The 19774-nt window shown below is 57.0% G+C and carries 15 protein-coding genes and 1 tRNA gene; all 16 read left to right on the forward strand.

Annotated features, from left to right (window positions below):
* The first annotated feature begins 153 nt into the window (after positions 1-153).
* A complete protein-coding gene (gene uca / locus KHO07_RS21845) occupies positions 154-3840 on the forward strand; it encodes an urea carboxylase (protein WP_212625506.1) in 3687 nt (1228 codons plus the stop codon).
* Between the two features lie 25 nt (positions 3841-3865).
* Positions 3866-5644: an allophanate hydrolase gene (gene atzF, locus KHO07_RS21850; RefSeq protein WP_212625507.1), complete on the forward strand. Its 1779-nt coding sequence runs from the start codon at positions 3866-3868 to the stop codon at positions 5642-5644.
* A 372-nt stretch (positions 5645-6016) separates the two neighbouring features.
* Positions 6017-7510: a sensor domain-containing diguanylate cyclase gene (locus KHO07_RS21855; RefSeq protein ID WP_212625508.1), complete on the forward strand. Its 1494-nt coding sequence runs from the start codon at positions 6017-6019 to the stop codon at positions 7508-7510.
* A complete protein-coding gene (locus KHO07_RS21860; RefSeq protein ID WP_212627674.1) occupies positions 7497-7715 on the forward strand; it encodes a cysteine-rich CWC family protein in 219 nt (72 codons plus the stop codon). Before KHO07_RS21855 ends, KHO07_RS21860 begins: the two co-directional genes overlap by 14 nt.
* 33 nt (positions 7716-7748) lie before the next feature.
* Positions 7749-8441, forward strand: coding sequence for a pseudouridine synthase (locus tag KHO07_RS21865; protein WP_212625509.1), 693 nt, complete (start codon positions 7749-7751; stop codon positions 8439-8441).
* Positions 8442-8754: 313 nt separating this feature from the next.
* A complete protein-coding gene (locus tag KHO07_RS21870; RefSeq protein ID WP_150732228.1) occupies positions 8755-9639 on the forward strand; it encodes an alpha/beta hydrolase in 885 nt (294 codons plus the stop codon).
* Between the two features lie 179 nt (positions 9640-9818).
* Positions 9819-9892, forward strand: a tRNA-Gly gene (locus KHO07_RS21875).
* Positions 9893-10066: 174 nt separating this feature from the next.
* The gene (locus KHO07_RS21880; protein WP_212625510.1) at positions 10067-11341 is read left to right on the forward strand and encodes a tyrosine-type recombinase/integrase; all 1275 of its coding nucleotides are present in this window, start codon (positions 10067-10069) and stop codon (positions 11339-11341) included.
* A 95-nt stretch (positions 11342-11436) separates the two neighbouring features.
* Positions 11437-11727: an AlpA family phage regulatory protein gene (locus KHO07_RS21885; RefSeq protein ID WP_212625511.1), complete on the forward strand. Its 291-nt coding sequence runs from the start codon at positions 11437-11439 to the stop codon at positions 11725-11727.
* The gene (locus KHO07_RS21890; protein ID WP_212625512.1) at positions 11727-12590 is read left to right on the forward strand and encodes a helicase RepA family protein; all 864 of its coding nucleotides are present in this window, start codon (positions 11727-11729) and stop codon (positions 12588-12590) included. Before KHO07_RS21885 ends, KHO07_RS21890 begins: the two co-directional genes overlap by 1 nt.
* Positions 12580-13413: a replication protein C, IncQ-type gene (gene repC / locus KHO07_RS21895; protein ID WP_212625513.1), complete on the forward strand. Its 834-nt coding sequence runs from the start codon at positions 12580-12582 to the stop codon at positions 13411-13413. The genes KHO07_RS21890 and repC overlap by 11 nt, the downstream gene beginning before the upstream one ends.
* A 1700-nt stretch (positions 13414-15113) precedes the next feature.
* Positions 15114-16058, forward strand: a complete 945-nt coding sequence (locus KHO07_RS21900; RefSeq protein ID WP_212625514.1) for a phage integrase N-terminal domain-containing protein — start codon at positions 15114-15116, stop codon at positions 16056-16058.
* Between the two features lie 101 nt (positions 16059-16159).
* Complete coding sequence (locus KHO07_RS21905; protein WP_212625515.1) at positions 16160-16489, forward strand: hypothetical protein; 330 nt, start codon at positions 16160-16162, stop codon at positions 16487-16489.
* A 2-nt stretch (positions 16490-16491) separates the two neighbouring features.
* A complete protein-coding gene (locus tag KHO07_RS21910; protein ID WP_212625516.1) occupies positions 16492-18465 on the forward strand; it encodes a hypothetical protein in 1974 nt (657 codons plus the stop codon).
* Positions 18466-18587: 122 nt separating this feature from the next.
* Entirely contained in the window at positions 18588-18959 is a 372-nt protein-coding gene (locus KHO07_RS21915; RefSeq protein ID WP_212625517.1) for a hypothetical protein, read from the forward strand.
* A gap of 1 nt (position 18960) precedes the next feature.
* Positions 18961-19215, forward strand: coding sequence for a hypothetical protein (locus KHO07_RS21920; RefSeq protein WP_212625518.1), 255 nt, complete (start codon positions 18961-18963; stop codon positions 19213-19215).
* Positions 19216-19774 lie beyond the last annotated feature (559 nt).

Consider the following 19774-nt stretch of genomic DNA (forward strand, 5'->3'; position numbering starts at 1 on the left):
CAGGCCAGTGCCTCAAAAAGTAAAAACACAGTTAATCCCTGCAGGAGCTGGCTTGCCAGCTAATACAGTTGATGTGGATTTCTACATCCGGGACGGCCCGGATGCCTGTCGAAAAACTGCGGGACGGCCCGCATCCCCTTCAGGGGTTATGCCATGTTCGAAAAAGTCCTGATTGCCAACCGTGGCGCCATCGCCTGCCGCATCCTGCGCACCCTGCGTGAGCTGCACGTCCAGGGCATCGCGGTGTACTCCGAAGCCGATGCCGCCAGCCTGCACATCCTGCAAGCCGATGAGGCCCACAGCCTCGGCGAAGGTGCTGCCGCCGGCACGTATCTGGCGGTCGACAAAATCCTCGCTATTGCCAAGTCCACCGGTGCCACGGCGATCCATCCCGGCTACGGATTTCTCTCGGAAAACGCCGCGTTCGCCGAAGCCTGCGCAGCCGCCGACATCGCCTTCATCGGCCCGACGCCAGAGCAACTGCGCGTGTTCGGCCTCAAGCACACCGCCCGCGCCCTGGCCAAACAACATGGCGTGCCGATGCTCGAAGGCACCGAACTGCTCGACAGCCTCGACGCCGCGCTGATTGCCGGTGAACAGGTCGGCTACCCGGTGATGCTCAAGAGCACCGCTGGCGGCGGTGGCATCGGCATGCGTGTGTGCCGCAGTGCGGCCGAGTTGAGTGAATCCTTCGAAGCGGTCAAACGCCTGGGGCAAAACAATTTCAGCGACGCGGGTGTGTTCATCGAGAAGTACATCCAGCGCGCCCGGCATCTGGAAGTGCAGGTGTTTGGCGACGGCTGTGGCGAGGTGATTGCCCTCGGTGTGCGCGACTGCTCGGTGCAGCGGCGCAACCAGAAAGTCCTCGAAGAAACTCCGGCGCCGAACCTGCCAGACGGCATGGCCGATGAACTCTGCGCCGCCGCGATCAAACTGGCCAAAGCCGTGAATTACCGCAGCGCCGGCACCGTGGAATTCGTTTTCGACAGTGACGCCCAGCGCTTCTATTTCCTTGAAGTAAATACGCGCTTGCAAGTGGAGCACGGCGTCACGGAACAAGTGTGGGGCGTGGACCTGGTGCGCTGGATGGTGCAGCTGGCTGCCGGTGACTTGCCGCCGCTGAGCGAGCTGATGCAGGGCTTGCAACCCGAGGGCCATGCGATTCAGGCGCGCTTGTATGCCGAAGATCCGGGCCGGGATTTCCAGCCGAGCCCGGGCTTGCTCACTGCCGTGAATTTCCCGACCGCCAACGGCATCCAGCTGCGCATCGACACTTGGGTCGAAGCGGGCTGCGAGATCCCTCCGTACTTCGACCCGATGATTGCCAAGGTCATCAGTTGGGCGCCAACGCGCGAAGAAGCCCGCGCCGATTTGCACCGTGCCCTTGGCGACAGCCTGCTGTATGGCGTGGAAACCAATCGCGATTACCTGCGGCAGATTCTGCTCGATGTGCCCTTCGCCAGCGGCCAGCCATGGACCCGTTGTCTGGAAGGTCTGGTGTATCAGGCCAACACCTTTGAAGTCATCAGTGCCGGCACCCAAACCAGCGTGCAGGACTATCCCGGCCGCCTCGGTTACTGGGCCGTTGGCGTTCCGCCGTCGGGGCCGATGGACAGTCGCGCGTTGCGTCTGGGCAACCGCTTGCTGGGCAACGACGAAGGCGCGGCGGCACTGGAAATCACCATGAGCGGACCGCTGCTGCGCTTCAATTGCGACGCCGTGGTTGCCGTGACCGGGGCGGTGATTCCATTGACGCTGAACGGCGAAACCGTGCCGATGAACACGGCATTGCTGATTCCTGCGGGGGCGACGTTGAGCCTCGGCACCATCGCCGGCACCGGTGCCCGCAGCTACCTGTGCCTGCGCGGTGGCCTGCAAGTCCCGGATTATCTGGGCAGTAAAAGCACCTTCACCCTCGGTCAGTTTGGGGGGCACGGCGGTCGCGCCTTGCGTGCCGGCGACGTGTTGCATGTACCCGCGCTGAGCGATCGCAGCGTCGGTCAGCAACTGGCGCAAGAGCACGTGACCGCGTTGCCAACCGTGAGGCAGATCCGCGTGATCTACGGCCCCCACGGCGCCCCGGAATATTTCACCGAAAACTACATCGGCACCTTTTTCGCCACTCAGTGGGAAGTGCACTTCAACTCCAGCCGCACCGGCGTGCGCCTGATCGGGCCGAAGCCGCAATGGGTGCGTGCCGACGGTGGCGAGGCAGGTCTGCATCCGTCGAACATTCATGACAATCCGTATGCAATTGGCGCGGTGGATTTTACCGGTGACATGCCGGTGATCCTCGGCCCGGATGGGCCAAGCCTTGGCGGTTTTGTATGCCCGGTGACAGTGATCGAGGCGGATCTCTGGCAGTTGGGGCAGTTGAAGGCTGGGGACAAGGTTCAGTTCTCCCCCGTTGACATCAACACCGCCCGTAAGCTGGCTACACAGAGCCTTCGTGGCGAGGGAGCTTGCTCCCACTCGAGTGCACAGCACTCGCAATCAGGCACCTATGGTGTGCTTGAAGGATCGGGGCCGCTTCGCGACCCAGCGCGAGCGAGCTTGCTCGCCACAGGGGATGTGTTTCCACACGTTCTTATGTCGCCTGTTGTGTTGGAGTTGGGTCAGGACGATACGCAGCTGGTTGCACGCCTGTCCGGCGACACGCACCTGCTCCTGGAAATCGGTGCGCCTGAGCTGGACCTAGTCCTGCGCTTTCGCGCCCACGCACTGATGCAGGCGCTGGAAAGCAAGACCCTGCACGGCGTGATCGACCTCACCCCCGGCATCCGCTCGCTGCAAATCCACTACCAGCCCGAACAACTGCCACTGGCCGATTTGCTCGGCATCGTGGCCGGCGAATGGGACGCGGTGTGTGCCGCCAAGGACCTGCAAGTACCGTCGCGCATCGTCCACCTGCCGCTGTCCTGGGACGACCCGGCGTGCCAATTGGCTATCGAGAAATACATGACCACCGTGCGCAAGGACGCGCCGTGGTGCCCGAGCAACCTGGAGTTCATCCGCCGCATCAACGACCTGCCGAACCTCGATGAAGTGCAGCGCACCGTGTTCGACGCCAGCTATCTGGTGATGGGGTTGGGCGACGTCTACCTCGGCGCGCCGGTCGCCACCCCGCTCGACCCGCGCCATCGCCTGGTCACCACCAAGTACAACCCGGCCCGCACCTGGACCGCCGAGAACTCGGTGGGCATTGGCGGCGCCTACATGTGCGTGTACGGCATGGAGGGCCCCGGTGGATATCAGTTTGTCGGGCGCACCTTGCAGATGTGGAACCGCTACCGCGAAGTCGCCGCGTTCGATGGCAAACCGTGGTTGCTGCGCTTCTTCGACCAGATCCGTTTCTACCCGGTCAGCGCCGATGAACTGCTGCGCATCCGCCGGGACTTCCCGCTCGGGCGCTTCGACCTGAACATCGAGCACAGCCAGCTGAACCTGGCGGATTACCAGGCATTTCTGGGGCAGGAAGCCGAGACCATCAGCGCCTTTCGCGATCAGCAACAAGCCGCGTTCAACGCCGAACGCGAGCGCTGGATCGCCAGCGGCCAGGCGCATTTCGACAGCGAGGAACAGGTCCCGGAAGCGACCGAAGATGCCGCGCTGGCCAACGGCCAACTGAGCGTCGACAGCCATATCGCCGGCAACCTCTGGCAGGTGCAGGTGGAAACCGGCAGCCGCGTCGAGGCCGGTGATGTGCTGGTGATTCTGGAGTCGATGAAGATGGAAATCCCCCTGCTCGCCCCGATGGCCGGGGTGGTCCGCGAAATTCGCGTGCAACCCGGTTCGGCCGTGCGCGCCGGACAACGCGTCGTGGTGCTGGAACTCGACTGAACCCATTTTGAAAAGGACGCACAACATGAACATCAATCTGCAACTCGACGCCCTGCGCAACGCTTACCGCGACGGCAGCACCACGCCCCGGCAATTGCTGCTGAGCCTGCGGGACAAAGCCGCGGCGCTGAACCCGGACTATCACCTGTTCATCCACTTGCTGAGTGTCGAGGAACTGGAACCGTATCTGGCGGCCCTCGACGGTCGCGACATCGACAGCCTGCCGTTGTACGGCGTGCCCTTCGCGATCAAGGACAACATTGATCTGGCGGGTATTGCGACCACCGCAGCGTGCCCGGCCTTTACTTACGTGCCACAGCGTTCGGCAACCATCGTTGAGCAACTGCTGGCGCTGGGCGCGGTGCCGTTGGGCAAGACCAACCTCGATCAATTCGCCACGGGCCTCAACGGCAGTCGCTCGCCGTATGGCGTTTGCCCGAACAGCGTGCTGCCGGAATATCCGTCGGGGGGGTCCAGTGCCGGTTCGTCCTTGGCCGTGGCGCTCGGTGTCGCGAGTTTTTCCTTGGGCACCGACACGGCAGGCTCCGGACGCGTTCCGGCGGCGTTGAACAATCTGGTCGGGATGAAAGCCACCAAGGGTCTGATTTCCACCGCAGGGGTGGTGCCGGCCTGTCGCACGCTGGATTGTGTGACCACATTTACGGCGACCGCCCGGGAAGCCAGTCAGTTGCTGGCATTGACCGCCAGACTTGACCCTCGGGATGAGTACAGCCGCGACAATCCGCTGTGGAATGACGGCTCGGCGTTTGGCACGCCGCGCCCGTTCCGCTTCGGCGTGCCCCGCGCACAAGACCTGGCGTTTTTCGGTTGTGCTGAAGGCCCCGTGTTGTTCGGTGATGCGATCGAGCAACTCAAGCACCTGGGCGGCGAAGCGGTGGAACTGGATCTGACGCCATTCCTTGAAGCGGCGCGCCTGCTCTATGAAGGTCCTTGGGTGGCCGAGCGCTATAGCGTGGCTGGCGAGCTGATGGAGCAGAATCCCGAAGCCGTGCTGCCGGTGATTCGTGCCGTGCTGGCCAAGGCGCCAGCCGTCAGCGGCGTGCAAACCTTCCGCGCCCAGTACCGCCTGCAAGCGTTGAAAGCCCTGTGCGACAAAGCGCTGGAAAACCTCGATTGCGTGGTCACGCCGACCATTGGCCGCCCCGTCACCCTGGCAGAACTCGCCGCCGAACCGGTGCAGCGCAATTCCGAATTGGGCTACTACACCAACTTCATGAACCTGCTGGACTACGCCGCCATCGCCGTGCCGAGCGGCTTCATGGGCAATGGTTTACCGTGGGGCGTCACGCTGTTTGGCCGGGCGTTTACCGATCAATATCTATTGAGCGTGGCGCACGGTTTGCAGCGCCAACAAGGTCTGGCAACGCCTGCGCCGACAACCGTTGCGCGCAATGACCGCGCCCGACTGGTGGTCTGTGGCGCGCACCTGGACGGGTTGGCGCTGAACTGGCAGCTCAAGCAACGCGGTGGGCGATGGGTGGAAACGACATTCAGCTCACCGGACTATCAACTGTACGCCCTGGCCGGTGGCCCGCCGTTTCGTCCCGGCATGGTTCGGGTAAAGGACGGTGGCGTGGCGATTGCCGTGGAAGTGTGGGAGTTGCCAAGCAACGAATTGGGCTCGTTCCTGACCGGGATTCCCGCACCGCTGGGGTTGGGCAAAGTGCAACTGGCGGATGGTCGCTGGGAGAGCGGTTTTATCTGCGAGGCGTATGGCTTGCAGGGAGCGACCGACATCAGCCAGCTCGGCGGATGGCGAGCGTATCTGAAAAGCCTCGTCTGACAGTGTAAAGCTGTTCATTCAAGAGATAGAGCGAGCACGCCGTAACCTGTGGCGAGCGAGCTTGCTCGCGATGGTGCGCGAAGCGGCCCGCAAAAAAAGGACTGCTACGCAGTCCAACGGGAGCAAGCTCCCTCGCCACAGGTACAGTGTTCGTCCTTAACTGAACAGCATTACGTCGGACAGTAAGCCTGTGGGAGTTTTCTCGCGATGACGTCAGCACGCCCTTCACGGGTGTCTGATACTGCGCGATCCCGAGCTCGCCCCCACAAGGTCCGGGCAAGATTTACGACCATTCGCGGCGCACATAGAGCAGTTATTTCCCGGCAGTGCCACTAGAATGCATGCCATCGGATTACTGACAACGGAATTGCCATGCCGCTTCGCTCGCCGCTGTATTCTCAACGTTCGTTGGTCCTCACGCTGGTCGCGTTGCTGGGCGCGGGTTTCCTCGCCACGTCATTCCTCAGTTACTACGCCTCGCGGGCGTCGATCCGCGACAACATCGTTAACACCGAACTGCCGCTGACATCCGACACGGTGTACTCGGAAATCCAGAAAGACCTTGTCAGACCGATCCTGATTTCCTCGATGATGGCCCGCGACACCTTCATGCGCGACTGGGTGGTCAACGGTGAAAAAGACTCCGACCAGATGACCCGCTACCTCAACGAGGTCATGACCCACTACGGCGCCTACACCGCATTCTTCGTCTCCAACACCAGCCTGACGTACTACCACGCCAAAGGCGTGCTCAAGCAGGTCAAGGCCGCCGAGCCGCGCGATGCCTGGTACTTTCGCGTGCGCGACATGAAGGATCCCTACGAGATCAACGTCGACCCGGACCTCGCCAACAAGGACAACCTGACGGTATTCATCAACTACAAAGTCTACGACTACGACGACCGTTTCATTGGTGCCGCGGGTGTCGGGCTGACGGTCGATGCAGTGATCAAACTGATCGACAAATACCAGCAGCGCTACCAGCGCAGCGTGTACTTCGTCGACACGTTCGGACGCGTGGTGCTGACCGGCGCCGAGGGTGGTCCGGATGGCGCACGTATCGGGCAGACCCTGGGCGAACTCGACAGCATGAAGAACCTGGTCAGCCAGTTGCCCAAACCCCACAGCGGCAGCTACGAATATTCCGGCGAAGGCCAGGGACATTTTCTCAACGTGCGTTTCATCCCGGAGTTGAACTGGTACCTGTTCGTCGACAAGCGCGAAGACGGCGACCTCAGTGACATCCGTCGCTCGCTGTACCTCAACCTGCTGATCTGCCTGATCGTCACATTGACCGTGCTGGCCCTGCTCAATCGGGTGATCAAACGCTATCAGAGCAGGATCCAGGCCCAGGCCATCCTCGATAGCCTGACTGACCTGCCCAACCGCCGCGGCTTCGACTTGCTGGCCGCGCAAGCCATGCACGAAGCCCAGCGGGAGCCGAAACCGTTGACGGCGTTGCTGCTGGACCTGGACCACTTCAAGGCCCTCAACGACACCTATGGCCACCTCGCTGGCGATCAGGTGCTGATCGGCTTTGCCCGGGACCTGGAGAGCTGCCTGCGGCATTCCGACATCGTCTGTCGCTGGGGCGGTGAAGAATTCATCGTGCTGCTCAAGGACACCGACGGTGAGACCGGTCTGATGATCGCCGAGAAAATTCGTCATCATGTCGAACAGCAGCGTTATGCCTACAACGGCAGCACCCTGCATCTGACAGTCAGTATCGGCCTGACCACCCTGCAACCCGACGACACCTTGCACACCCTGCTGTCGCGGGCCGATCATGCGATGTATCGGGCCAAGCAAAGTGGCCGCAATCGCACCTGCGTGGAAAAGCCTCACTCCAGTTATGAACCAGCCTGACCTCTGCCCCGCCTGCGGCGCACCCAACGACTGCGCCCTGGCCGACCCGCGCACCGCCGACCAGGCCTGCTGGTGCTACGGCGTCAGCATCGACCCGGCGGTGCTTGAAGCGCTGCCCGCCGAACTGCGCAACGCCGCGTGCCTGTGCCCGCGTTGTGCCGAGGTCGAGGCGCAGTTGCAAGCAGCGACGCGGCCGATCGCGTAACATGCGCGGCCCTTTCATCCCCGATTGTTAACCATGCGCGTCGACCGATTCCTCAGCAGCCTGCCCCGTTTCAACCGTAAGCAGGTACGCCTGCTGCTGGTGGAAAAGCGCGTGCGGGTTGACGGAAAAATCGTCAGCGACCCGCACAGCGACGTCCGCGAATTCAGCCGTGTTGAAGTCGACAATGAGGTGCTGCAAACCGGTAAACCGTTGCGCCACTTCATGCTGAACAAGCCTGCCGGTTGTGTCAGCGCCACCATCGACCCGCAATACCCGACCGTGCTCGACCTGATCCATGAACCGGACAAGGACGAACTGCACATCGCCGGACGCCTGGACTTCAACACCACCGGGCTGATGCTGATCACCAACGACGGCAGTTGGTCACGACGCCTGACCCAACCGCAGACCAAACTGCCAAAGGTCTACTACGTCGAAACCGAGCAAGTCATCGGCCCCGAATACGCGATCAAATTCAACGAAGGGTTGTACTTCGCCTTCGAAGACCTCACCACCCAGCCCGCCGAGCTGGAGCTGCTCGGGCCGAAGTGCGCGCGCCTGAGCATCGTCGAAGGTCGCTATCATCAGGTGAAGCGCATGTTTGGCTACTTCAACAACAAAGTGCTGCGCCTGCACCGCGAACGCATGGGCCCACTGGTGCTCGACGATGCGTTAAAACCGGGCGAATACCGTCCGCTGAGGGTTGATGAGATCGAATTGATCTAAGCAGCCTACCGCTGAGCAGAAGTTGTCGAACAATTTACCAACGGCACTTGCGCAATGATGTGACCCCTGCTTGAATCAGGACGTCGGCCGAAATGTGACCGACAAGTCACCACATACTTCTAAGAAACTTTTTGCCGGTAGGAACCCTTGGGTTCCGGCCTCACCCGGCAGACTGCCCGCCAATAACAATACCCGTCGACCGGACTGCACTGGATCGACATGGGCCTCTCAAAATTCCAGGCATATGCCTACCTGTCACAAAGCTCGTGCAATCTCTTTTGCGCGCATACCCGCTTGCCAGGAGTCTTATGACATGAGGCCAGAAATCGCTGTGCTGGATATACAGGGTCAGTATCGGGTTTACACGGAGTTCTATCGCGCAGACGCCGCAGAGAAGACCATCATCTTGGTCAACGGCTCGATGGCCACGACTGCGTCGTTTGCACAAACCGTGAAGAACCTTCACCCGCAATTCAATGTGGTCTGCTACGACCAGCCCTACGCGGGCAAGTCCAAAGCCCACAACCTGCATGAGAAATTGCTGACCAAGGAAGTCGAAGGGCAGATCCTCCTGGAGCTGATCGACCACTTCGCCGCTGAACACGTGCTGTCGTTTTCCTGGGGTGGCGCCGCGACCCTGGTCGCCCTCGCCCACCGGCCACGGCGCATCGAAAAAGCCGTGATCAGCTCGTTCTCCCCGGAAATCAACGCGCACATGCTCGACTACCTCGAGCGCGGTGTGGATTACCTCGGCAGTCGCGATGGCGACCGGGTCGGCAACCTGGTCAACAGCACCATCGGCAAACACCTGCCGACGCTGTTCAAGCGCTTCAACTACCGGCACGTCAGCAGCCTGGCCGATCACGAATACGGGCAGATGCATTTCCACATCAACGACCTGCTGCACAGCGACCGCCAGTGCTTCTTGAAAGCCTCGGAGAAAATCAACGTGCCAGTGCTGTTCATGAACGGCGAATGGGACGAATACACCGCCGCCGATGGCGCCCGGTTGTTCGCCAACCACGTGCAAAACGCCACCTTCACCACCCTTGAGGCCACCGGCCACTTTCTCGACATGGAACACAAAGCCGCCTGCCGAGACAGCCGCAACGCCTTGATGGGGTTCCTGAAGCCGGCGCTGCACGAAAGCCGACCGCGTTACCACTACGTCCAGGACCACCATGCATTGGCAATCTGAAAGAGAGTCATCGCGAGCAAGCTTCGCCCCGCTGCGTTTATGGCATTCCTGCTGGAACGAAGCTTGCCCGCGACAGACCGTCATCCGGTCGTTGCTCCGTGTCATCTGTGCTAAACCCGTCTGGCGCAAAGAAAAACTTCATTTCCATGCCCACATCTGGTACAAAGTCACCGCTCTGAGCGGGTGTCGTATAATGGCATTACTCCAGCTTCCCAAGCTGATAACGAGGGTTCGATTCCCTTCACCCGCTCCACTTCCTTGTTTCAGCATGTTCCCGCATATGCCGGCGAGCAGCTAACCCCTAGAGAAACCGGCCTCCTTAGCCGGTTTTTTGTGTCCGGATGCTTTTGCTTGATGCCCCATACGGTTGTGATCGGTGTACACCCAGCTGTACACTGAAAAAAACACATAACTCTGGTGTACAAAAATGAAGCGTTCGGACATCAAAAAGCGCCCCATATCTGACACTGCGCTAGCTAGTCTAGAACCGGAAGCCAAAGAGTACCGGGAGCTTGATGGCCACGGTTTGTATTTTCGTGTGAAGCCCAACGGCCAGAAAGGTTGGCTGCTTCGCCATAAAAAACCTGATGGTCGATGGGGCTGGCATGGACTTGGCGCTTACCCGGACACCCCTGCCAAAATTGCACGCCAGAAAGCCATAGAATTACGTGAGTTAGTGGCCAAGGGTATCGACCCAGTCGAGCATAAGGCGAAGGAGCGCGCCGCGAAATCTGCGGCCTCCATTAACCCCTTTAGAGAGTCCGTAGCGTATTGGTATCAACGAAAGGTTGATGACGGGCTTGCTGAAAGCACGCTTCGCCTTATGCGAGGATATCTGGATAACGATATCTTGCCCGCGCTAGGGGAGCGACCAGTAGCCGAAATCACACCAAGGGAATGCGCCCTCCTCCAAGAGAAAATCGAAGCGAGAGGGGCAACAAACACCAGGGATAAAATTCGTGTGGCATTGCGTCAAATTTTCAGTCAAGCGATTGCTAGAGGGCTGTGTGAAGTCAATCCCGCTGCCGAGCTCGTAACGATTGCCACAAAAACTCCGGCGGCTATTCCACACCCACATCTGTTGGAACCCGAGCTTCCTGCTTTTCTGACAGCTCTTCGCAGTAGCACTAGCCGTACTTCCGCGCGCACAGCGACGTGGTTATGTCTGTGGACTGCATCTCGTCCCGGAATGGTGAGGTGGGCCGAGTGGTCAGAAATTGATTTAGAGAAAAGCACATGGTCGATCGCTGCCGCCAAAATGAAAAGCAAACGCGACCATGTCGTACCACTTTCTTCGCAAGCCGTTGAGGCGCTACGAGATCTCCAGCGGAGTACCGGGCGAGGTCGCTATTTATTCCCTGGAATCGGATCAAAAAAAGCAGTCATCAGCGAAAACACCATCAACCTGACACTGAAAAAAATTGGATACAAGGGCAAGCTAGTAGGCCATGGCACCCGTCACACAGCCAGTACCCTTTTGCGGGAGCATGGTTGGGAGAAGGCACATGTCGAAGCCCAGTTGGCGCACACCGAAGCAGGAGTCGCGGGCATTTATAACAAGGCTCAATATCTTTCACAGCGCCGAGCCATGATGCAGTGGTACGGTGATTATTTAGACAGCCTAGAAAAAGGTATGACACCTTCTCAACGTGCCGAATTTGATGGCCGAGTCCAATCTGGGATTCGCCGGTTCGACAAATGAATAAAATGGCGGTTGAAAAACTAGGGGTCCTTTTGGCTTTTATAAAAAAATCGCTTCTATACAGTAGGAATCCGTGATCAAACGGAGACCTACTGATGCACACCGACACACCAATCCAAATGCTCAGCCTGGCTGAGACTTGCAAGCTCCTTTGCAAATCGCGCAGCGGTTTGTACAAGCTCATGGCCAGTGATGCTTCATTCCCTCGACCGATCAAAGATGGCTCTGCCCGCCAAGCACGGGTCGTATTTGTATCGTCAGAATTGGCTCTTTGGCAGAAGTCGAAGCTTGCCGCTCGTACAGCGGTAGCCAGCTCAAAATCAGACGTATCGCTTCAATCTGAAGTAGCCACTGAATCAGTGATCCTCAGTATCAGGGAGCGGTAATGCCGATGAATCTTAAAGCAGCATTTGAAAACGCCCCCCCTGAGCTGGATTTCATCTGGCCTGGTTTTTTAGCTGGAACGGTAGGGGCAATAGTCGCACCCGGGGCTACTGGAAAAACCTTCTGGGCGCTGCAAGCAGCTATGGCTGTAGCTTGCAGCGTGCCCGGTGGTGATCTGCTGAATATTTCACCGACGCGCAGTGGGCATGTAGTTTATATAGCCGCTGAAGATCCGGTTTCTGCGCTCCATCCGCGTATCTACAGTATTGGCCAAAAACTCACACCAAGCGCCCGTCTTGCAATTACGAAATCCATGACATTGAAGGTGATCACAGGCAATCGATGGAACATTATGGTTCAAGAGGAACTGGACAGCTTGGTAAGCGAATGTACTGGTTGCCGCTTAATCGTATTGGACACGTTGAGTCGAATCCACCGGCTTGACGAAAACAGCAACGGAGAAATGGCTTACCTCATATCTACGCTTGAGTACGTCGCAGATCAAACAGGTGCTTCGGTATTGTATTTGCACCACGTGAGTAAGGGCAGCGCGCGTGAGGGCCAGACCGACCAACAACACGCGGCGAGGGGCGCGTCTGCTCTGATCGACAATGTGCGGTGGTGCGGCTATCTGGCGAAAATGGGAGAAGATGAGACTAAGAAAATACGATTTTTGAACCAAGACACGGCCTCTTTTAGCGACCAACGGGGCAGCTTTGTACGATTCGGTGTGAGCAAGCAGAACTACGACATTACACCTCGCAACCGGTGGTATAACCGTAGCCATGGCGGTGTATTGGTTCCCGTTGACGTTCAGGAGCTAAGTACGGGCGTGAAGAAAAAAGGACGGAGAGATGAAGTATGAACTTAGTCACGTCCGTCATGACCCAGCCCATTGTCTAGCTCCCGGCTTGTTCCGAAGTCTTAAGCGTGGTGAACGAACAAAACACAAGTTGGATGTGAGATACCAATATGGTGATGATGAACAGGTCCGATTTATAGGCTTTGAGCCGTTGTGCGCTGATGACTTGCGCCTAATGCAAGGCCTCGTCGCGCTGGCAGGCCCCAATGGGATATTGCTCACCTCCGTCCCCAAATGCGACAAAAACCAACAACTTCGACTGCTACTTGACCCACAGCTTGAAGCTACACAGCAAGACGGACTTGTTGTGCATGCAAGCGTCTCCAAGCTACTTACCGAAATCGGCCTGACTGATGGGGGCGATAACATCAAAAATGTTAAAGCCAGCCTCATCCGCATGTCCAATGTCACTGTCGTATTGATGAAAGGACACCGACAAGCGTCTTTTCATCTGATGAGCCATACCTTTGACCAAATAAATAAAACCCTATTCGTAGCGCTCAATCCGCGTATTGCTGAAGCAGTTCTAGGGCAACGCCCTTACACCCGTATCGAAATGGCTGAGGTTAGAGCGCTTAAGTCGGATGCAGCCCGTCTAATTCATCAGCGTCTCTGCGGTTGGATTGATCCTGGTAAGGCCGGCAATGCAAGGCTCGAGACCCTCTGCGACTATGTCTGGCCCAGCGACACCAGCAACGTCAGTGCACTCAAGAAACGTCGCACAACCGCCCGCAAATCATTAGCTGAGCTAGAGGTGATCGGCTGGACCCTGAGTGAATACGCCAAGGGCAAATGGACGATTCACCGCCCGAAGGAACGCCCGTAGTATCAGCACCATTTCCCCGTAGCAATAGCGTCCAAACCCCGTAGTAACGGTAACCAGCAAAATCGTCAGAACCCAATCAGGGCTTAACGTTGCGACAAGCGCCAGAATTGCATCCATGATTCTTCCAGAATCATCCACGAGCTGCGGCACAAGACGCGCCCAGTACGGGCGCATCAGGCCTTAGCTTCGGACAAATTTCACCAGCCTTACCCTCCTAAGTTTTTTCACTAAATAGTAAGCAAGCGAAGCGCGCAGGCCGTTCCTCACAAGTGTTCTAAATGACTTGGTGTGTCGAGCGGAAATCACAGAAGTGCGTACGAACATCGCGCGTATGTGGTGTGCCATGCTCTGTATCAACCTGAATAGAGGCCGTAAGAGCCCATCAAGCAGGCAGCCACCCTCTACGCGGGTAGGGCAGCGGAGATCCCAGCCTGATTTACCCACCGTCGTAATGAACCCTGTATCTGATGCTCCGTTTTGATCAGGGATCATACAGGGGCTTTCGGGGAGCTGTCGGGGAGCTTTCGGCCATTACGGGGAGAATGGGGGATTTCTGAGGGAATATGTATCAGCCGTGGTTTCCTCAGGTTGAGCAATGGGGGAGAAATGGGGGATTAATGAGGTATGCGTGAGGGACACTCAGGGCAATTCAGGGAAAAAGAGGGGAGCTTCGGGGATAGAGATACGCAGCTTTTAGCTTCGCGTCACTACAACTCGGTAGTGACGCGAAGCGTAGGGCCGCAAAGCGGCCCCCAGCGGCTCGCGATTCATAACGGAAGCAGCCTTTGCGAATTTAGGAGAAAGGCCGGAACTCAAGCTGGAAGCGGAGTTGTTTAGTGGTCCGATCATGCCTGCTTGGACAGACTGGCCACTGCATGAAGGTGATTTCGCCAAAAGCAATATTCCCTAAAATAACCGTGTACACCTACGGAATTTCCAGCCCTCATTTTCACTTTGCCACTGCCTACATTTGAGCTAATTTGCTCAGTGACAGCCTAGTGATGACCTACAAACTCTCATCATCAGCACCCAGGGCCTCTCGTTATTTCTTGAGACCTTGCTGATGAGAGATGGCACGTTGATCAGCCTTTCTGATCACGTGCCGTCGCCAAGTCGCTCACCCGCTACTGCAGGTATACGACACGGCAACATCGATCGGATTGGTAACCGACCTGATGTGCTTCATCACCCGACAGCCAAGTCGTAAACCGGACCAATCAGTAGAAGGCTCAAACGCTGATTTGGGATGTAGAGCAAACGTCCAGCTCCGGACTTAAAACTGAGTCGTGCCCACCGCGAAAAAAGGCCTGATTAGACCAGGGATCTAATCAGTAATGGGCAGACTCTTCGGAGCAAGTCCTCCCGGCGCAGCATGGCGCTCGGGCTCCCGTCCACCAACCAGAATTGGTTGGGTTGTCGATCCATGCTCGACGAGATTGCGGTCTAAAACCGCGCACAGCTGATGGTGGCTGCAGCTATTCCTCCGTGATCAAGCGCCCGCCTATCGTTACCGCAATTCCCCCGGGATATGCCGTAGTCGATGCCCAACTGGGCCGCCTGTGGAAACGCCGTTCCGCTCCTGAGCGAAAGCTCAGCTCCTCTCGCTCCTGCGACGAGGACAGGAACCAACACTTACCGAAATTTTGGCGTTTCGAACTCGACGAGTCTTGTGGATTTCTAGCAGCGGATGGGACGAGCTTATGGACAAATTACAGTGGGACTTTTCCCAGCAGCAAAGGCGCAACCGCGACGGTTCTTATTCGACTCAGGCGGCGCGGGCGGCAACGCTGAAATTAAGCGCCCAGCAACTGCGCGACTTGGGATATCGCAATCTACGTTCCGAAACGTTTGGACAACGACATATCAAGGCGCTCGTAGCCCACTGGCAGGAAACCGGCATCAGTCCCGGAGTCCAAAAAAACCGAATGAGTCATCTGCGCTGGGCACTCGAAAAAGCAGGACGTGTCGGCGTTGCGCGAATCACCAATGATGAGCTGGGTATCGCTCGGCGCACCTATGTCGTGAAGGAAAGCAAAGCACGCGATTTGCCAGCTGCCAATCTCGAAAAAATCACAGACCCACATGTCCGTCAGAGCCTGCGCCTGCAGGCGGCATTCGGCTTGCGTCGAGAAGAAGCAATCAAGTTCATCGTTGCAGTCGCCGACAAGGGAAACCGAATCGAATTGAAAGCTTCCTGGACAAAAGGGGGAAAATCCAGATCCATCCCGGTTCGAACACTTCTCCAGCGGACGGTGTTGGACGAGGTCAGAGCGTTTGCGGGCAATGCCAGCCTGATTCCTGCACAACTTAACTATCGGGAGCAACTGAGGCGCTATGAAGATCAGCTTCGAGCTGCGGGACTTACTCGTATGCACGGGCTGCGCCATCACTATGCACAACAGCGATATTTGGAGCTCACCGGCAAACAAGCCCCCGCGGTAAGGGCCTCTATTGAGCGTATCGAACAAGGCCAACTGATTGGTGGTCTCGAGTCTGGTTGGCTAGGCCGGGTCGGGTCAATACCTTCGCTCACAGACTCGACCCACGCGGGTTTGAGCGATCGCGAAGCGCGGCAGCTCATCTCGCTGGAGCTCGGTCACGAACGAATTTCGATCACCAGCGTTTACCTCGGATCAAGTAAATAAGTCGATCACACCATGGGTGAATTTCTAGGGCCTATTTTGGCTGGCACCCACATTTACGGTGAGATTTACTGCCTACCAGGTCATCAAAAGGACAGCTTGATATGCGTAATAGCAATATGCGCCCTTCTCCCAGCAAGAAAAAATGCAGCGACACGCCGACGCAAAAAATCGCCCGCCTGTTCGAACGCCTCAAAAAAGGCGATGCCGATTCCTGGGCAATGAACACCTGCGACAATCAAGCGGCAGGAAGAAAAGTCAGGGTTCTTCGAATTGCGGGGATGGGCATGGTAGTTGGTCTTTGTGGTTGGCTGGCCCGGTATGGCATTGATCAGGTTCCCTACTTGGGGCACGCGCCTGGACTGCTATTAGGTACCTTGTTACTCGTTTGGCTTGCCCCCAGGAAAAAAATCAACAACGACAGGAGCCTATAAAAATGGGCGCCGACTCACTGGCTGGCCTTGAATGGCTGTTCGGATTGTTTGACGGCGCACTCGACTTCCTGATCGTTGCGACTGCGCCTTTTTTTTCTGCCCTGGGTAAAAGTATCAATGCTTGGCTACCAGCAGTCGGCTTCATCGCCTTGATCATCGCGCTTATTCGCCTGCCTGCCGATGGCCCTTTCAAAGCAATTTTCAGCACAGCGGCGATTTTTCTGGTTATTACATACGGCCTCAGCCCGACCACCTTGACATTAACGGGCGGCTCTACGATTGAGGCCACTCATGGCCAACGGATAGCCTATTCCCTTGTGATGTCCTTCAATAGAACCTTGAATGCGACGCTTAGCAACACCATGGCGGAGATGCATGTTGACGGTGCCTTCATACCAACCTCTGCGCTGATTCAATACAGCGTTGAGCGTTCGGCTAATGAGTATGCGAATAGCGATTTGGCAAGGCTCATCCGTGACTACAACGGGCAGTGTTCGCCATCCCCACGCGCAATCAGGGACTATGCCGACGGAACCTCAATAGAGGCCTACCACGCCGTTGGGCTGTTAGGTGGTAGTGGACTGGGCATACCGGATGAAAAGATCAGTCGGATCGCGCAAATGAAAATCGCGGGCCAAGGCGCGAAAGAGATTATCGGCAGCATGCCTTGGACACAGATTCAAACAATGCAAAACATGGCTAATAGCATTCTGGATGCTGGCTCGGTACGAGACCGTCGAGCAGAGGGGATAAGCGCCTTAGAAAAAGATGCAAAACCGTTTGTAACCGCCAGAGCCTACGCGCTTCCCACTAGGGAATATTGGACGGCAATTGCTTCTGGCAACCCGGAATCAAATCCCAGTTACTTGAAGATAAGTGATGCCCCCGCCGAGCTAGCGACGAAGATGATAAACAATGTCGCAGCTTGGCAACCGGAGGAAGGAGGCAAGGGGGCAGCCTTAGGGTACGCCCCCAAAAACTGCGTCGAGGCTTACCAAGTCGCCCAGTTTGCCGCGGAGCAAGCCTACAACGGGCTAGTAGAAACCGGCAGCGTGAAAGCGTCAGGTGGTCAAAATGTCGATAGCGACACTGGCGTGTTAGCTGCTCAAAAAGCATGGATGCGTGTCCAGCAGGCGACGTTTGCGGGCGGAGAAAAGGTAGCCCCCAGCAGTCTGAATGCCATCATTTCTGGAACGATGTCTACCTGGCAAATGGGAAAAAACGCGGTCGCCTGGCTCGAACTGCAAACGTTACTTCCGATGTTTGTGGGGGCGATGGCTGGCATATTTTGGCTCGTTCTAATCACCGGACCAATTGCATTTCTACTATCGCCTTTACGTGGCTTCCACAGTTTGACGAGCTGGCTCTCTATGCTGGTCTTTCCCGTGCTATGTATTCTTTTCGCTCATCTCATCGCTGTGAGCTCGTCGGTGGTAATGAGCAGCGCGGCTCTGGCCCAAGCCGCATCTGCGGCAGGGTGGCAGGGTGGTGGTGCTGATATCGACATGGTGTACGGCATGATTCAGATGGTTTTTGGTGTGCTGTTATTAACTGCAACCTGGCTTGCCACCAAGCTCACCGGAGTTAGCGTCACAGCGATACTGGGTGCAGCCCGCGCTCAAGCGGTGACTGCACCTCAAGCGATGAAGGCAACGGCAGATTTAGTCACGTCGCTTTCCGGATATAAAAAAGCTGCACTTAAATTCGCCAGCCAGACTGGTCCGTCCGGTAAAAACAACGGAGGTGGTGGTGGCGGTGGGAGCGGCACCAAAGGCCGCGCGGTTGTTTTGAATCCTGCAGCACGGCAGAACACTCAAGGCTCCGACCGAGGTAGTTACAGCGGACCAAGCTTGAATCCAAAACGAGCGAGTATCGACAACTCGCGCCCGGCGAGCAACGCAAACAAGTTCGCCCAAGGACGGACTCCGCGCAGCCAGAAAACGAGGTCACCGAAAGATCATGATGATCAAACCTAATTTTGGGCTGCGTACTCGTCACACCCTGATTTCAGATCCCAAGATCGGAAACACGAAATAGCTACTGGCACACAAAACTCTCAGTAACGATGCGGGTTCCAGCAATCTATTGAGAGCCAATCATGGGCCTAACATTTGATGATTACCTAACTGCTGATTGGACCAAAACCTGGGATACCCCAGTAGATCTTCGATACATGTTTGATGCGCTCGCGCCATGGCCTGGATTGTGTTGGGTTTTGCGTGGCGACCCAGAGCATCTACGCCCTCAGCTGAGTGGCATCCCTGCGTTTGACTGGCAGGAACAGACACCTATTGAAGTACGGCTAGTAGAAACACCCGACATTGATGTTTTCACTTTCGCTCTGGTATTGGCTGAACTGAACAAGCGGAATCGACTAGATGCGCGACTGGAGGAGATACACCTGTGCTGGTACCAACGCTTGGTGGAACAACTTCCGGCTGCCACCGTCTCCTATGTGGGGAGCGCCTGACATGAACTCGACTCAAATTCGTGCTGTTTGGTTGGCCACCTTGCTCTTGAGCATTCCGCTGATCGCTGCCGTGCCGGTCTGGCCGAGCTTTCTAACAGGCCAACTGGCCTGGGGATCGCTGGCACTCCTCACGACTGCAACTGCCATATTCGTTTTGCGGAGCAGACAGGAAAAGCAATTAGCTAATGAGCTGTTCAGTGTTCTCATCGGCTTAGGAGCCGGGCTGATCGCATCGCAGATTTTCATTCACAGTTAGGACCTATCTATATGACACGAGCCAGAAATCCCCTTCGAGCAGTAGCTTTACTTTGCCCTGACCAAAAAGCTCGCGAAGCCTTGTTACGGGTTTTAGGCGAGACGATAGATGAGGCTCGACAAGCCGTTTCAAAATCAAGCTGGAGCCTACTACTCGAATCGGGCTTTCTTCAATTGGAACCAGCGCTGTCCGTCAGTAGCCAGTTGGTTGACTCTGACGCCGTTGAGAATTATGCAATCCGTGCCATAGCATTAATGACGAATCATGGGTCCGTTCGAGACTGTTTGCTGCACATCTTGGCAGAAACACAAGAGGTCGCTAGACAACAACTACTAGATAGCTGTTGGGGCGAATGCCTGTCATCAGATGTGTCCGTGCAACGAGCGAGATTCGCCCGTGAATTTGAGCTATCGGGGGTGATGTGAAGAGCTTCACACACGCCTTTGATGGCTTATTGACATGACCCAAAATTACAATACAGTGACTCCATGCAGCGTTAGTAGAGCAATAGAAGGAGCGTTCCACTCAACAAATGAAGGATGCTCAGGCTGCTGGATGA

This window comes from Pseudomonas sp. PP3, assembly GCF_905336995.1.
GTDB classification, from domain to species: Bacteria; Pseudomonadota; Gammaproteobacteria; order Pseudomonadales; family Pseudomonadaceae; genus Aquipseudomonas; species Aquipseudomonas reinekei.

Coding starts and splice junctions, on each gene's coding strand:
- uca (WP_212625506.1), top strand. CDS start 154: ATGTTCGAAAAAGTCCTGATTGCCAACCGTGGCGCCATCGCCTGCCGC.
- atzF (WP_212625507.1), top strand. CDS start 3,866: ATGAACATCAATCTGCAACTCGACGCCCTGCGCAACGCTTACCGCGAC.
- KHO07_RS21855 (WP_212625508.1), top strand. CDS start 6,017: ATGCCGCTTCGCTCGCCGCTGTATTCTCAACGTTCGTTGGTCCTCACG.
- KHO07_RS21860 (WP_212627674.1), top strand. CDS start 7,497: ATGAACCAGCCTGACCTCTGCCCCGCCTGCGGCGCACCCAACGACTGC.
- KHO07_RS21865 (WP_212625509.1), top strand. CDS start 7,749: ATGCGCGTCGACCGATTCCTCAGCAGCCTGCCCCGTTTCAACCGTAAG.
- KHO07_RS21870 (WP_150732228.1), top strand. CDS start 8,755: ATGAGGCCAGAAATCGCTGTGCTGGATATACAGGGTCAGTATCGGGTT.
- KHO07_RS21880 (WP_212625510.1), top strand. CDS start 10,067: ATGAAGCGTTCGGACATCAAAAAGCGCCCCATATCTGACACTGCGCTA.
- KHO07_RS21885 (WP_212625511.1), top strand. CDS start 11,437: ATGCACACCGACACACCAATCCAAATGCTCAGCCTGGCTGAGACTTGC.
- KHO07_RS21890 (WP_212625512.1), top strand. CDS start 11,727: ATGCCGATGAATCTTAAAGCAGCATTTGAAAACGCCCCCCCTGAGCTG.
- repC (WP_212625513.1), top strand. CDS start 12,580: ATGAAGTATGAACTTAGTCACGTCCGTCATGACCCAGCCCATTGTCTA.
- KHO07_RS21900 (WP_212625514.1), top strand. CDS start 15,114: ATGGACAAATTACAGTGGGACTTTTCCCAGCAGCAAAGGCGCAACCGC.
- KHO07_RS21905 (WP_212625515.1), top strand. CDS start 16,160: ATGCGTAATAGCAATATGCGCCCTTCTCCCAGCAAGAAAAAATGCAGC.
- KHO07_RS21910 (WP_212625516.1), top strand. CDS start 16,492: ATGGGCGCCGACTCACTGGCTGGCCTTGAATGGCTGTTCGGATTGTTT.
- KHO07_RS21915 (WP_212625517.1), top strand. CDS start 18,588: ATGGGCCTAACATTTGATGATTACCTAACTGCTGATTGGACCAAAACC.
- KHO07_RS21920 (WP_212625518.1), top strand. CDS start 18,961: ATGAACTCGACTCAAATTCGTGCTGTTTGGTTGGCCACCTTGCTCTTG.